At 73.2% G+C, this 13,745-nt stretch carries 14 protein-coding genes; 9 read left to right on the top strand and 5 right to left on the bottom strand.

What is annotated here, in order from left to right; genetic code table 11:
• Nucleotides 1-178: 178 nt before the first annotated feature.
• Genes KBX63_RS24065 through ccsA form a run of 5 tightly spaced genes read right to left on the bottom strand, consistent with a single transcriptional unit; the run spans nucleotide 179 to nucleotide 4,703 of the window.
• Nucleotides 179-1,075: a cytochrome c-type biogenesis protein gene (locus KBX63_RS24065; protein WP_210914614.1), complete on the bottom strand. Its 897-nt coding sequence runs from the start codon at nucleotides 1,073-1,075 to the stop codon at nucleotides 179-181.
• Nucleotides 1,072-1,623 carry a redoxin family protein gene (locus tag KBX63_RS24070; RefSeq protein WP_210914620.1) on the bottom strand — a complete coding sequence of 184 codons (552 nt, stop codon included), beginning with the start codon at nucleotides 1,621-1,623 and terminating at the stop codon, nucleotides 1,072-1,074. Before KBX63_RS24070 ends, KBX63_RS24065 begins: the two co-directional genes overlap by 4 nt.
• Nucleotides 1,623-3,554: a heme lyase CcmF/NrfE family subunit gene (locus tag KBX63_RS24075; protein WP_210914626.1), complete on the bottom strand. Its 1,932-nt coding sequence runs from the start codon at nucleotides 3,552-3,554 to the stop codon at nucleotides 1,623-1,625. The genes KBX63_RS24070 and KBX63_RS24075 overlap by 1 nt, the downstream gene beginning before the upstream one ends.
• The gene (locus KBX63_RS24080; protein ID WP_210914631.1) at nucleotides 3,544-3,954 is read right to left on the bottom strand and encodes a cytochrome c maturation protein CcmE; all 411 of its coding nucleotides are present in this window, start codon (nucleotides 3,952-3,954) and stop codon (nucleotides 3,544-3,546) included. Before KBX63_RS24080 ends, KBX63_RS24075 begins: the two co-directional genes overlap by 11 nt.
• On the bottom strand, nucleotides 3,951-4,703 hold the full coding sequence (gene ccsA, locus KBX63_RS24085; protein WP_210914635.1) for a cytochrome c biogenesis protein CcsA: 753 nt from the start codon (nucleotides 4,701-4,703) through the stop codon (nucleotides 3,951-3,953). The genes KBX63_RS24080 and ccsA overlap by 4 nt, the downstream gene beginning before the upstream one ends.
• 135 nt (nucleotides 4,704-4,838) lie before the next feature.
• On the opposite strand from ccsA, the gene coxB reads away from it, so the two are divergent.
• From coxB to KBX63_RS24130, 9 genes are read left to right on the top strand one after another with little or no spacing between them, the layout of a single operon-like run.
• Nucleotides 4,839-5,882, top strand: coding sequence for a cytochrome c oxidase subunit II (gene coxB, locus KBX63_RS24090; protein WP_210914647.1), 1,044 nt, complete (start codon nucleotides 4,839-4,841; stop codon nucleotides 5,880-5,882).
• 16 nt (nucleotides 5,883-5,898) lie between these two features.
• A complete protein-coding gene (ctaD, locus tag KBX63_RS24095) occupies nucleotides 5,899-7,824 on the top strand; it encodes a cytochrome c oxidase subunit I (RefSeq protein WP_210914649.1) in 1,926 nt (641 codons plus the stop codon).
• Nucleotides 7,821-8,447, top strand: a complete 627-nt coding sequence (locus KBX63_RS24100) for a heme-copper oxidase subunit III (protein WP_210914650.1) — start codon at nucleotides 7,821-7,823, stop codon at nucleotides 8,445-8,447. The genes ctaD and KBX63_RS24100 overlap by 4 nt, the downstream gene beginning before the upstream one ends.
• Complete coding sequence (locus KBX63_RS24105; protein WP_210914651.1) at nucleotides 8,444-8,848, top strand: hypothetical protein; 405 nt, start codon at nucleotides 8,444-8,446, stop codon at nucleotides 8,846-8,848. Before KBX63_RS24100 ends, KBX63_RS24105 begins: the two co-directional genes overlap by 4 nt.
• A complete protein-coding gene (locus tag KBX63_RS24110; RefSeq protein ID WP_210914652.1) occupies nucleotides 8,836-9,750 on the top strand; it encodes a cytochrome c oxidase assembly protein in 915 nt (304 codons plus the stop codon). The genes KBX63_RS24105 and KBX63_RS24110 overlap by 13 nt, the downstream gene beginning before the upstream one ends.
• Nucleotides 9,747-10,139 carry a cytochrome c family protein gene (locus KBX63_RS24115; RefSeq protein ID WP_210914654.1) on the top strand — a complete coding sequence of 131 codons (393 nt, stop codon included), beginning with the start codon at nucleotides 9,747-9,749 and terminating at the stop codon, nucleotides 10,137-10,139. The genes KBX63_RS24110 and KBX63_RS24115 overlap by 4 nt, the downstream gene beginning before the upstream one ends.
• Before the next feature lie 3 nt (nucleotides 10,140-10,142).
• Nucleotides 10,143-10,943 (top strand): c-type cytochrome, encoded by an 801-nt coding sequence (locus KBX63_RS24120; RefSeq protein ID WP_210914655.1) that lies wholly within the window; start codon nucleotides 10,143-10,145, stop codon nucleotides 10,941-10,943.
• Complete coding sequence (locus KBX63_RS24125) at nucleotides 10,940-11,803, top strand: ubiquinol-cytochrome c reductase iron-sulfur subunit (RefSeq protein ID WP_210914657.1); 864 nt, start codon at nucleotides 10,940-10,942, stop codon at nucleotides 11,801-11,803. The genes KBX63_RS24120 and KBX63_RS24125 overlap by 4 nt, the downstream gene beginning before the upstream one ends.
• Nucleotides 11,800-13,563, top strand: coding sequence for a cytochrome bc complex cytochrome b subunit (locus KBX63_RS24130; RefSeq protein WP_210914661.1), 1,764 nt, complete (start codon nucleotides 11,800-11,802; stop codon nucleotides 13,561-13,563). Before KBX63_RS24125 ends, KBX63_RS24130 begins: the two co-directional genes overlap by 4 nt.
• Nucleotides 13,564-13,745: the final 182 nt, after the last annotated feature.

Here is a 13,745-nt window from a genome sequence, read left to right on the forward strand (position 1 = left end):
CACGCCGACCGGAACGCAGCCCGCAACATCGCCGCACGCGGTGTTACGGGCTGGGCAGCCGTCAGCCTGCCGAACGCGGCGTGACCTCGTGCTCATCACCACGAGCCGTCACGATCCGCAAGCTCGGCCCTTCAGGGTCGAGAAGCTGACCGTGGATCCATGGGGTTCGGGTGGGGTGTCACGGGCCGGCGGCCAACAGCCGGCTGATCTCTCCGGCGGCCGGATGCTCCGGAGCGATGGTCAGGAAGCGTCGCAGGGTGCGCGCCGCCTCGGCGGACCGGCTGCCGCGCTGCGCCAGCCCGAGCACGAGCAGGCCGTCCGGGGAGTCTGGGGAGCGGGTCAGCACCTCCCGCGCCGACTGCTTCGCGCCGGCGTTGTCGCCGGCGCGCAGCAGCGCGAAGGCGAGCCGCAGCTGGATCGCATCGTCGGGGCGGTCCCGCAGGGCCTCCCGGTACATCCGCGCTGCGGCGTCGTAGCGGGCCTGCCCCTCGAGGTCGCGGGCCAGCTGCACGGCGACCGTCACGGGATCGGCCGGTTCCGGATCCGGGCCCGGCCGTTCCAGGCGGCTGGCGGCCACCGTTACCGACGCGACGAGGCTCACCATTCCCACCGACACCGCGCGCCACGCCCGGCGTGCGACCCGACCGGTGGGCGCCGCCCGCACCGCCGTGGCCCGCGCGGACGGAGTCAGGCGGGGACGCAGCGTGCGCAGGGCCGCGTAGCCGCCGGCCAGCAAGGTCAGCGCGGGTACGGCCCAGAGCAGCAGCTCCGCCCGGCGGGTCGGCGGGTCGGTCAGCACCTCCGGGCCGTAGCGCTGGACGAACCAGCGGCGGATCTCGTCGCGGTCCCGCCCCTGGGCCAGCTGGTCCGCCACCACCTGCCGCATGGCCGCCGCGATCGGCGACCGGGAGTCCGCCACCGACTCACCCTGGCAGGCCGGGCAGCGTAGACCCACTGCCACGGCGCGTACGGGGTCCTCCCGACCGGTGCCGCCGGTCGACCGGACCACCCCCGCGCCCGCTGCGGCGATCAGCGCCGCGAGGACGAGTGCCCCAACGGCCGCGCGCCACCTCATCGGGCCAGCAACGGCGCCACCCGCTGCTCAAGCCACTGCCGGGTGACCACACCCTGCAGCCGGTCGACGATCCGGCCGTCCCGGTCCACCACGAACGTCTCCGGTACTGCCCGCACGCCCCAGTCGACCGCCCGGGCGCCCTCCGGGTCTGGCAGCACGGTCAACTCCCGTGCGCCGGTCTCGTCAAGTAGCGCCCGGACCGCCTCGGCGCCGTCCCGGACGTTCAGCCCCACCAGCCGCAGCCCACGGGGCGACCACTGCCGTTCCGTCTCGACCAGTAGCGGCAGCTCGTCCCGGCACGGGCCGCACCAGGAGGCGAACACGTTGACCAGCAGCACGTGGCCACGGGCTTCGGTCAGGTCGAACCGGCCACCATCCAGGGTGGCGCCCGTGAGCGCCGGGGCCGGCGCGGGGGTGACGCCGTTGGCGGCGCCGGCGTCGAGCGGCGTCGACGGTGACCGCAGGCCGAGGGCGACCACGGTGCCAACGGCGACGATGAGCACCAGCACCAGCGTCGGGCCAGGTCGCAGCAGGCGGCGGGCGGTCATCACCGGGCCTCGGCGGCGACCGGGTCAGGCGACGCCGCGACGACGTCCGGGCGTCGCGGGCGGGCGGTGCGGATCGCCGCCAGGAGTCCCCCCGCGGCCGTCAGCGTGCCGCCGGCCCAGAGCAGCCCGACGAGCGGGTTCACCGCGAGCCGTACGGTCGCGCTGCCGCTGTCGGGGGCGACCGCGATCAGGGTGACGTACGTGTCCCGCAGCAGTCCGGTCTCGATCGCCGGTACCGTGACAGCGGTGTCCCGGGCGGCGTTGTAGCGTAGGGCGGGCCGGACCGTTCGTTCCCCGCCGCCCGCCTCGGTGAGCCGGAGCCGCGCCCGTACGGTCATACCCCCGCTGGCGCCGCTGCGGTCCACGCCGACCAGGCGCGCGGACACGTCGCCCACCCGCAGCGCCTCCCCAGTGTGGATGGTTCGCTCCGTGTCGCGGCCGTACGCGGAGGATCCCGCGACACCCACCGCAACCAGGGCGATCCCGGCGTGCGCGACCAGTCCGGCAGCCCTGCCCGGTCGCCGGTTCCGGCCGGAGCGCGGCCGCCGGTCGGCCAGCTCTGCGGTCACGCCGGTGAGCACGAACGCCGCCGCTCCGAACGCGGTGAGCGCGGGCAGGCCGGGCCGGCTGAGCAGCCCCACCACGGCGACGGTGGCGAGCGCCACGGCGCCGGGTAGGGCGAGTCGCCGCAGCGCCTGCGTCCGGTCGCGAACCCGCAGGGCCGGCGTCACGCCCATCATCAGCAGCACCGCGATCGCCAGCGGTACCGCCGTCCGCTGGTAGTAGCCGGGTCCGACCGAGGTGCGCACCCCGCCGAGCGGTTCGGAGAGCAGCGGGAAGATCGTGCCGATCAGCACCACCGCTGCGATCGTCACCAGAAGCACGCCGTTGACCAGCACGGCCGTCATCCGGGACAGCAGCGGTGTGCTCCTGCCGTGGGCGGGTTCGGGATCGCGCCATCCGGTCAGGACCGTCGACACGACGACCGTCAGCAGCACGAAGCCGAGCAGGATCGGCCCCAACGGTGAGTCGGTGAAGGCGTGCACGCTGGCCACCGCGCCGGACCGGGTAAGGAACGTGCCGAGCAGCACCAGCACGAAGCTCGCGGATGCCAGGGCCAGGTTCCAGCCGGCCCGGCCGGCGGCGCGGCCCAGGGTGGCGTGCAGGAAGGCGGTGGCGGTCAGCCAGGGCAGCAGCGACGCGTTCTCCACCGGGTCCCACGCCCAGTAGCCGCCCCAGCCCAGCACCGCGTACGACCACCAGGCCCCGAGCCCGATGCCGGCGGTCAGCGCCGCCCACGCCGCCAGGGCCCAGGGTCGGGCGGCCCGTACCCAGTCCCGCCCCTGCTGGCCGGCCAGTGGTGCGGCGATCGCGAAGGCGAACGGCACGACCAGGCCGATGTAGCCGGCGTAGAGCAGGGGAGGGTGTACGCCCATCGCCGGGTGCTGCTGCAGCAGCGGGTTCGGCCCCGGGCCGTCGGCGGGTACCGGGTTCACCTCGCGGAACGGGTTCGCGGCGAAGGTGGACAGCGCGAAGAAGAACATGGTCACCGTGCTGACGACCACCATCGCGTAGGCGTGCAGCCGGGGCGGGTGCCGGCGGTGGGCCAGCAGTGCCGCGTACCCGGCGAGGATCAGCAGCCAGAGCAGCAGCGACCCGTCCAGAGCGGACCAGAGGCTCGTCAGCGTGTAGTACAACGGCACCTGGCGTCCGCCGTTCTCCGCCACGAAGCGGACGCTGAAGTCGTGCCGGAGCAGGGCCGCCTCCAGCAGCGCGCAGGCGACGGCGGCGGTTGCCAGGGTCGCGGCGGTCCCGAGGCGGGCCGCTCGGGTGGGCGTGGCGAACAGGGCCGCCCGCAGCCAGAGCAGGGCGGTCAGGGTGGCGCAGAGCAGACCGACCGTGAGGCTGGCGGTGCCGAGGTCAGCGAGCATCGACCGACCCTGGCGGGGCGGTGGACGGGCGGTATTCGTTGCCGTGCCGGACCACGACGTGGTCGGAGCGGAACACCCTGTCCGGTGACAGGGTGCCCTCGACGACCGCTCCCTCGCCCTCCCGGAACGTCTCCGGTGGGACGCCGCGCTGCTCGACGGTGATCTCGTGACCGTCCTCGGCGAGGCGGAACACCAAGAGGTCGCCGGTGCGCCGCAGCGACCCGGGCACCACGTCGCCGCCGAGGCGTACCCGTTCCGAGGTCGCGTCCGGATCGCCGAGCACCTCGCCCGGAGTGCGGTAATAGGTCAGGGTCTCCCGGAGCGCGCTGGTGACCAGCAGCGCGCCGGCGGCGAGGAGCACGGCGACGACGGCGGTCCGGCCCCTGCGGCGACGGATCATCCGACACGGACCGGGACGCGGTCGGGGGCCGTGTCGGGGGTCAGCCAGCGTTCCAGCCGGACCACCCGGTACAGCAGGACGCAGAGCGCGGCGAGCGTCGCGGCGGCGACGGCGAGCAGCAGGGCGACGGCCATCCTGGGGTCGATGGGCGGGCGCTGCGGGGCGAGCACGGTCGCCTGCTGGTGCAGCGACCGCCACCAGACGACGGAGAAGTGCACCACCGGGACGAGCAGGAAGCTGGCCATCCCGACGACCGCGGCGGGCCGCGCCACCCGGTGGTCGCCTCCGTCTCGCGCGCCGGTCCGCTCTGCCAGTGAGCGGCGCAGGGCCAGGTAGCCGGCGTACGCGAGCAGCAGCAGGACGGTGCTGACCAGCCGGGGGTCCCACGCCCACCAGGCACCCCAGACCAGCTTCCCCCACAGTGACCCGGTGGCGATCGCGACGGCGGTCAGGGCCGCGCCGATCTCGGCGCCCGCCCGCGCGAAACGGTCCCAGCGAAGGTCACCCCCGATCAGGTACGCGCCGCTGGCGGTCAGCACGACGGCGAACGCGGCGTAGGCAACCCAGGCCGCGGGGACGTGGAGGTACATCAGTCGCTGCGCCTGGCCCTGCACCTCGTCGGGGGGTGCCAGCCATCCGCCGGCCACCGTCGCCGCCGCGATGAGCCCGCCGGCGAGCCAGGCCATGGTCCGGCGGCCGGCGGCCGCTCTGCCGGTGTCCGCGACAAGGTCCACGGTGGAGGCTCGCATGATCTCCCTGTCCGCGCCCCGGGGCGCTTGCGGATCGAGGTGCGGTATCACCATAAATCGGTCCGGTCGCACTCGTCGGGTTATCAGCCGCAAACAGGGACGAAGGGGGTTCGGAAGGGCCTAGTGTCGCTCTCGGTGGACACGACAGCAGGGATGACCAGGAGCGCCGCCCGACCCGCCGGGCGGCGCCGGCAACCGCGCCCGCTCCCGGTGCTGACGGCCCTGTGCGGCCTGGCCCTGCTCGCCGGATGCGGTGGTGACCCGCCGTCCGCCCTCAACCCCGCCGGCACGGGCGCCGCCCGCGTCGCCAACCTGTGGTGGCTGCTCTTCTGGATCTCGCTGGCGGTGGTCGCCGAGGTCATGGCGCTGCTGATCTGGGCGCTGGTGTTCCGGCGGGGCAACGTCCGGGTGCGCCACGGGCAGCCAATCCGCTTCGTCGCGATCGCCGGAGCCGGGCTGCCGTTCGTCATTCTCGTCGCCGTCTACGGGGTGGGGCTGCGGGACCTCGCCGCGCTCGCCGTCGATCCCGACCCCGACGCCCCGACGGTGGAGGTGACCGGCCACAAGTGGTGGTGGGAGGTGCGCTATCCGGGGGCGTCCGGGGCGACCGCGAACGAGATCCACATTCCGGTGGGGGAGCGGGTGAAGGTCCGGCTGCGCACGGACGACGTGCTGCACAGCTTCTGGGTGCCGCAGCTCATGCCGAAGACGGACCTGATCGCCGGTGAGACCCGCGAGACCTGGTTGCGGGCGGAACGGGCCGGCCGCTACCGCGGCCAGTGCGCCGAGTACTGCGGCACCCAGCACGCCCACATGGCCTTCCTGGTCGTGGCGGAACCCCGCACCGACTTCGACGCGTGGCTGACCCGCCTGAACGCCCCGGCCCGTCAGCCGCGCACAGAGGCCGAGCGCCGCGGCCAGCAGGCGTTCGTGCAGGGCACCTGCGCCGCCTGCCACGCGGTGCGCGGCACCGGCGCCCAGGGGCAGGTGGGGCCCGACCTGTCGAACGTGGGCTCCCGATGGAGCCTCGGCGCCGGGGCGGTACCGAATGACGCCGGACACCTGGGCGGCTGGATCGTCAACTCCCAGACGGTCAAGCCCGGCAACGCGATGCCCCCACAGCCGGTCAGCGCGGCCGCGCTGCCCGACCTGATCACGTACCTGCGGTCGCTGGATTAGGTCGGGGAGGGGAACTATGGCCACGACCAGCACGCCGCCGGGCGTCAGCCGGGTGGACCTGGCCCGGCTGACGGAACACTGGGCGGAGTCGCCCTCGCTACGCGGCTGGTTCAGCACGGTCGACCACAAGAGGATCGGCCGGCGCTACCTGGTCACCGCCGGGGTCTTCTTCGTCCTCGCCGGACTCAGCGCGCTGGCCATGCGCACCCAGCTCGCCCGACCCGAGGCGGGACTGCTGTCGCCCGAGGAGTACAACCAGCTCTTCACCATGCACGGCACGGCGATGATCTTCCTGTTCGCCACGCCGATGCTCTTCGGCTTCGGGAACTACCTCGTACCCCTGATGATCGGCGCCCGGGACATGGCGTTCCCGAGACTGAACGCCTTCGGCTACTGGGTCTTCCTGTTCGCCGGCCTGTTCATGTGGGCGAGCCTGCCCTTCGGCGCCGCCCCCAACAACGGCTGGTTCGCGTACGCGCCGCTGAGCTCCGAGCAGCACAACCCCGGCCTGCACATGGACGTCTACGCCCTCGGTCTGCTCTTCCTCGGCATATCCACGACCGCCGCCTCGATCAACTTCATCGTCACCGCGCTCAAGCTGCGCGCACCGGGAATGTCGCTCAACCGGGTACCGCTGTTCGTCTGGGCGATCGTCGCTACCGCGTTCATGGTGATCTTCGCGCTGCCGGCGCTGAACCTCGACAACGCGATGCTGTTCCTCGACCGCCGGTTCGACACCCACTTCTTCGACCCGTCGGCCGGCGGAAACGTCCTGCTCTGGCAGCACCTGTTCTGGATCTTCGGACACCCCGACGTGTACATCATCGTCATGCCGGGGCTGGGCATCGTCTCGGCGGTGCTACCCGCCTTCACCCGGCGGGGCGTGGTCGGCTACCCGCTGATCGTGCTGTCCATCGTGGCGATCGCGATCATCTCGTTCGGGGTCTGGGTGCACCACATGTTCGCCACCGGGCTGCCGCAACTGTCGTACAGCTTCTTCAGCGCGGCCAGCACGATCATCACCATTCCGTCCGGGCTGCAGATCTTCGCCTGGCTGGCCACAATGCTGCTCGGCCGGCTGGTCATCCGGGTGCCGCTACTGTTCGTCGTCGGCTTCATCGTGACCTTCGTGCTCGGCGGCGTCACTGGCACGATGTTCGCCCTGACCGCGTTCGACCAGCAGGTCACCGACACCTACTTCGTAGTGGCGCACTTCCACTACGTGCTGATCGGCGGCGCGGTCTTCCCGATGCTCGCCGGCATCTACTACTGGCTGCCCAAGATCACCGGGCGGATGTACCACGAAGGGCTGGGGCGCTGGGCGTTCTGGCTGGTCTTCGCGGGCATGCACGTCACCTTCTTCCCCATGCACCTCTACGGTCTGTTCGGGATGCCCCGCCGGGTCTACACCTACGCCAGCGAGCCGGGCTGGGGCGGATGGAACCTGGTCAGCACCATCGGCTCCTACGTGCTCGCTCTCGGACTGCTGCTCGTGCTCGTCGGCGTGGTGCACGCCGTCCGCCGCGGTCGGCCCGCTCCGCCGGACCCCTGGGGCGCCGACACCCTGGAATGGGCCACCACGTCACCGCCCGAGCCGTACAACTTCCCTGTCCTGCCCCGGGTGCACAGCCTGCACCCGGTGTGGGACGAACGGACCGCCGAGTCGACCGGCGAGGGGGCGACCGCGGACCGCATCCTCAGCGAGGGACGCGTCACACTGCTCACCAGCGAACTGGACGCCCGCGTCGAACGCCCGGTGCCGATGCCGGAGTCAACGCTCAAGCCCCTCGTGCTCGCCGCCGCGTTGCTGGTCCTCTTCGCCGCTCTGCTCGTCGCCTGGTACCCGGTGGCGGCCGTCGCCGCGGTGGTGGTGGCCGCGACGATCGCGGTCTGGCTCTGGCCAGCTGGACCGAGCCGGACGAGCGGGGTGGCGACACCATGACGGATCGGGGCGGGATCATGGCGGCCACCGGCGCCGAGGCGCTGAGCACCGAGCTGCCAGCCGGTCGATCGACCGGCTGGTGGGGCATGGTGATGTTCGTGGCCACCGAGGCCACCCTCTTCGCCTGCCTGCTCGGCAGCTACTTCTACCTCCGCTTCCAGTACGGCCCCCAGTGGCCGCCGGGCGCCATCGGGACCCCGGAGCTGCTCAAGCCGTTGATCATGACCGCCGTGCTGCTGCCCAGCAGCCTGCCCATGGTGTGGGCCGAACACGGCAGCCGGCACGGCCGGCGGTGGCAGCTGCGGTGCGGCCTGGGCGCCACCATGGTGCTGGGGCTGACCTTCCTGACCCTGCAGGCCATCGAGTACGCCGAGAAGCTCCGGCACTTCACCCTGACCACCGACGTGTACGGGTCGCTGTTCTACCTGATCACCGGTTTCCACGGGCTGCACGTCCTGGTCGGCCTGACCATGATCGGCTGGCTGCTCGCCGCCGCCCTGAGCGGCGGCACCATCGACGCCCACCGGCGCGAGCGGGTCCGCAACACCGCCATCTACTGGCACTTCGTCGACGCGGTGTGGGTCGCCATCCTGTTCACCATCTACCTCTCCCCACGACTATGACCACCACACCACCCGGGCCACGGGCCCGTCTGACCGGCGGGGTGCTGCTCTGGTACGGCGTCCTCGGCGGCGCCGTCGCTTGGGCCGTACACGTGGTCGCCGCCTGGGGCCTCGACGAGCTCGCCTGCGCCGCCGGCTCCGACCGCGTCCTCGCCATGCCGCTCGGGCGGGTGGTCGGGCTCGCGGTGATCGTCCCGGCCCTGGTCACCGCGGGCTCGCTGGCGGTCGCCGCCCTGGCGTGGCGACGCACCGCCCGCGCGCAGGCCACGGGCACCCAGGACCGGGCGTACGGCCGGTCCCGGATGCTCGCCGTGGTGGGCGTCTGGGTTAACCTGCTGTTCCTGACGATCATCGTGCTCGGCGGGGTCGCCGTGCTGGTGCTGCCGCCATGTCAGCTCTGAGCGTCCACCAGGCACACGGGCCCGGCCAGAGCCCGCTGGCCGAGAGCCTGCTGGCGATGCTCGTCGTCGTCACGGTCTGCCTGCTGGCAGCCGGCTACGGGCGGGGCGTCCAGGAGCTGTGGTCGCGCCGCGGCGCGGGGCACGTGGTCCCCCGCTGGCGGGTGGCCGCGTTCGGCGCCGGACTGCTGGTGGTGCTCGGCACTGAGCACGGGCCGGCGCACGAGATGGCGGAGTCCTCCTTGGCCGGGCACATGGCTCAGCACATGCTGCTCCTGCTGGTGGCCGGGCCGTTGCTCGCGGCCGGCGCGGCGGGGCTGCCGCTGAGCATGGCCGTGCCGCTCCCGCTGCGCCGGCTGCTCGCCCGCTGCCGGGTGGCGCCGCCGATGCGCCGGCTGCGCCACCCGGGCACGTACGCCCTGCTGGCCGGTGGCGGGCAGACCGTCGTGCTCTGGTTCTGGCACCTGCCCGGGCCGTACGCGGCCGCGGTCGACCGTCCCGCCGTGCACGCCACCGAGCATCTGTGCTTCCTGGCCACGGCCTGGCTGTTCTGGGCGCCGGTGCTCGGCTCGCCACGGCACCGCGCCCCCGCCCCGGTGACGGTGCTGCTGCTGGCCGGCACGATGCTGCCCGCCTCGGCCCTCGGCGCCGTGCTCACCTTCGCCCCGCAACCGATCTATCCGCGGCGGGTGTTCGGCGCCGACCCGCTGCCCGACCAGCAACTCGCCGGGCTGTTGATGTGGGCGCCGATGGACCTGGCCGTGCTGGTCGTGGCGCTGACCGTGTTCCTGGGCTGGCTGCTGCGGATGGACCGCGACCGGCCCGACGGCCTGCGCGGGGGGCCGCCACCCGGAGGGACCCGCCCGATGGCGACCACAGCTGAAGCGGAAGGGGTGGTGCCATGATGCTGCCCCGCCGGCTCTGGGCACTCGGTGCGGCCCTCATGATCCTGCCGATTGTCGCGGTTACCGCCTGCGCCTCGACGGCCCCACCCCCACCACCGGAGTCGCGCAACGGACGGCCCGACCGCGGCGCGGAGCTGATCGCCCAGTACGGCTGCGGGTCGTGCCACACCATCCCCGGCATCAACCGCGCCGACGGCCTGGTCGGCCCGCCCCTGACTCGGTTCGGCGCCCGCTCCTACATCGCCGGTCAACTGCCCAACAACGCCGACAACCTCCGGCGCTGGATCGCCGATCCCCAGGCCGTGGAGCCCGGGACCGCGATGCCGAACCTCGGTATCAGTGCCATTGACGCCCAGGACATCGCCGCCTACCTCTACACGCTGGACTGACCGATGCGGCACTCACGAGCCGCGGCCCGGCGGCTCACCCTGCATCCCCGCCGGATGCTCGCGGTCGGAGCCGTGCTGGTGCTCGTGGCCGGTCCGGTGGCGCTCGCCCCCGAGCCGACCCCCGGGGCGGCGGCCCCGGCCGCGTCCGCGCCGTCGTCCAACCCGGCGGACCGGGGCACCGAGCTCTACCTGCAGCAGTGCGCGAGTTGCCACGGTGAGCAGGGGCGGGGCACGCAGCGGGGCCCGTCGCTGATCGGCGTCGGCCCCGCCTCGGTCGACTTCCAGGTCTCCACCGGACGGATGCCGCTGTCGCGGGAGGAGCAGCAGGCCCGGCGCGCGGAACCGGTGTTCTCGGCCGACGACATCGGCGCACTGGTGGGCCACGTCGGCAGCTTCGGCGGGGGTGGTCCGCAGATACCCCGGGTCGCCCCGGGCAACCTGGCCTCCGGTCAGGAGATCTTCGCCGCCAACTGCGCACCCTGCCATGGGGCCACCGGCGCGGGCACCGCGCTGACCGACGGCTGGACCGCCCCGCCGCTGTACGACGCCACAGCGACGCAGGTCGCCGAGGCGGTCCGGGTCGGCCCCGGGCTGATGCCGGTATTTCCCAGCCAGGTGCTCGACGACCAGCAGGTCAACGACCTCACCGCGTACGTGCAGCGGCTCCGCGGCGAGCGGCTGGACCGGGGCGGCAACCCCCTCGGTCGGCTCGGCCCGCTGGCCGAGGGACTGGTCGCCTGGGTGGCCGTCCTTGGTCTGCTGGTGGCAGCCGCGCGGTGGCTGGGCAGGAGGGCGGGGGAGTGAGCGCGCGGCGTCCCTCGGCGAGCGAGCGGGCGGCCAGTCGCCGGACCGTCGTCGCGTTTCTGGTCAGCGCCGCCGGGGCGGTGGGCTTCGCGGTGACGTACGCGGTGGGCGGCGACACCCGCTGGGAGGGGGTCTGTCTCGCGGTGGCCTTCGCCGGGCTGGCCGTGGGCCTCGCCATCTGGGGCCGGCGGCTCGTGCCGGTCGACGGGTACGTCGAGGAGCACGAGGGCTTCGCGCCGCCTCCGACCGAGCAGGCGATGACCGCCGCGGTGCTCGCCGCGCCGGACAGCCCGGTGCGGCGGCGGGGCCTGGTCGCCGCGCTCGGCCTCGCGCTGAGCGCGCTCGGCGCCGCCGCGCTGTTCCCGCTGCGCTCCCTGCTGCCCTTCGGACGGGCCGACCCGCTCCAGGCACGCAGAGACACCCCATGGGGACCCGGCGTGCGGCTGGTCACAGCGGACGGACGGCCACTGCGGCTGCAGGACGTGCCCGCCGGCACCGCGGTCGGGATCTTTCCCGAGGGCCACCTCGACACCGGGGACGGCCCCGCTTTCGCGGTCCGCCTTGATCCGGAACGCTTCTCCCGCCCGCCCTCCGCCGGTCACGTGAACGGACTGGTCGTCTACTCGCTGCTCTGCACGCACGCAGGGTGCCCGGTCCGGATCTACCTCAAGGGCACCGGGCAGGTGCTCTGTCCCTGCCATCAGTCCTCCTTCGACCTGCTGGCAGATGCCCGGCCGGTGGCCGGTCCGGCCGCCCGGGCGCTGCCAGGGCTGCCGATCGAGGTCGGACCGGACGGCTTCCTCCGCGCGACCGGTGACTTCACCGTGCCGCCCGGCGCGGGCTTCTGGAGCTCACCATGATCACCGGCCGGCTGGCCCAGGCCCTGGACGACCGGCTACGCCTCTCGCCGATCACCCGCCGGGCGCTGGTGAAGGTCTTTCCCGACCACTGGTCGTTCATGCTCGGCGAGATCGCGCTCTACTCGTTCATCGCGCTGATCCTCACCGGCGTCTACCTGACCTTCTTCTTCGACGCCAGCTCCGCCGACCGGGTCTACCGCGGTGCGTACGCCCCGCTGGACGGCGCCACCACCTCCGCGGCGTACGCCTCGACGGTGCGGCTCAGCTGGGACGTCCGGGCAGGCCTGCTGATCCGGCAGACCCACCACTGGGCCGCGCTGGTCTTCGTCGCGGCCATCGTGCTGCACCTGGCGCGGGTCTTCTTCACCGGGGCGTTCCGCAAACCCCGTGAGCTCAACTGGCTGATCGGCGTGACCATGCTGACCCTCGCCCTGGCCAACGGCTTCACCGGCTACTCCCTGCCGGACGACCTGCTCTCCGGGCTGGGCCTGCGGATCATCACCTCGGTGGTGGAGTCGATCCCCCTGGTCGGGGCGTGGCTGGTTTCCCTGGCCCTGGGCGGGGAGTTCCCCTCCGACGAGATGATCCCCCGGATATTCGTCGCCCACGTGCTGCTGGTGCCGGCCGTCCTCGTCGCCCTCGTGTCGCTGCACATGGGCATCCTGGTGCGGCAGAAGCACAGCCAGTTCCCCGGTCCGGGGCGGACCGAGCACAACGTCGTCGGCTCCCGGCTGTGGCCGAGCTACACCCTGCGCACGCTCGCCCTGTTCGCCTGGGTGCTGGCGGTACTGTTCGCCCTCGGCGGCCTGATCCAGATCAACCCGGTCTGGCTCTACGGGCCCTTCGAACCGGCCCAGTCCACCGCGCCGGCCCAGCCCGACTGGTACGTCGCCTGGGGTGATGGGGCCCTGCGGCTGTTCCCGCCGCTGGAGTTCCGCGTCGCCGGGCATCTGGTGCCCGCGCCGTTCTTCCCCGGCGTGGTGCTCGGCGGGTTGACCTTCCTCGTCCTCTACGCGTGGCCGTTCGTCGAACGGCTGCGTACCGGCGATCGCCGGCAGCACCACCTGCTCGACCGGCCCCGCGACCATCCCGTCCGGATGGGCATCGGTGTGGCCGCGCTGACCTTCTACGCGGTACTCACGGTGGCGGCCGGCGACGACATCATCGCCCGCCTGCTGCGGGTGCCGATCTACGACCTGCTGTCGGTGTTCCAGGTGCTGGTGCTCGTCCTGCCGATCCTGGCCGGGGCGCTCGCCTTCCTGACCGCGCGGGCGCTGCACCGCGGCGGCGCAGCCGGCGTCGGCGAACTCACCCGCGCGGACCTGCGGCGGGCCGCCCACCGCTCGCCTCACCCGCCCGAGGGCGAGGGTGAACCGGAAACACCCGCCCTGGACAGGCCGGGGGAGCGAATCGAGCTGTGGCCGGAGGGCGACCTGTGGCGTTGGCGTTACCGCGACGAGGCCCGGCACCTCGTCATCGGCGGGAACCGGGCCCTGCGCTCGGAGGAGGAAGCGATCTCGGCCTCCCGGCTCGCGTACCCGAGGGTCGACCGGGTGGTGGTGCCCGGACCGCCGCCGGCGCCACCGCCCGGGCCGATCCGCGCCGCCCTGCGCCGTTGGGGCCGGGCGGCGGCCGTCGGGTCGCTGCTGCTCGCAGCCCTCGTCGAGAAACGGCGGGACCGCCGGGAGCGGGAACGGGTGGACGGCCCGACGCCGCCGGAGCCGGCGGAAGAGGCACCGACCGGGGATGGGCGGACATGACACACCTGGTGGGGCGCGTGGAAGGAAAGGGCCGATGAAGGCTCCGCCGTCGCCGAGGGTGGCGCGACCGGTGATGTATCACCGATGGAGCTAGACGCTAGCCTCGGCGACGGTGCCGATCGCCTCGTCGTCGAGGAGCGCCCGAACCGCCGCCAGGACCTCCTGCGGATCGTTGGCCATCG

The organism is Micromonospora sp. U21 (assembly GCF_018070045.1).
Taxonomy (GTDB): domain Bacteria; phylum Actinomycetota; class Actinomycetes; order Mycobacteriales; family Micromonosporaceae; genus Micromonospora.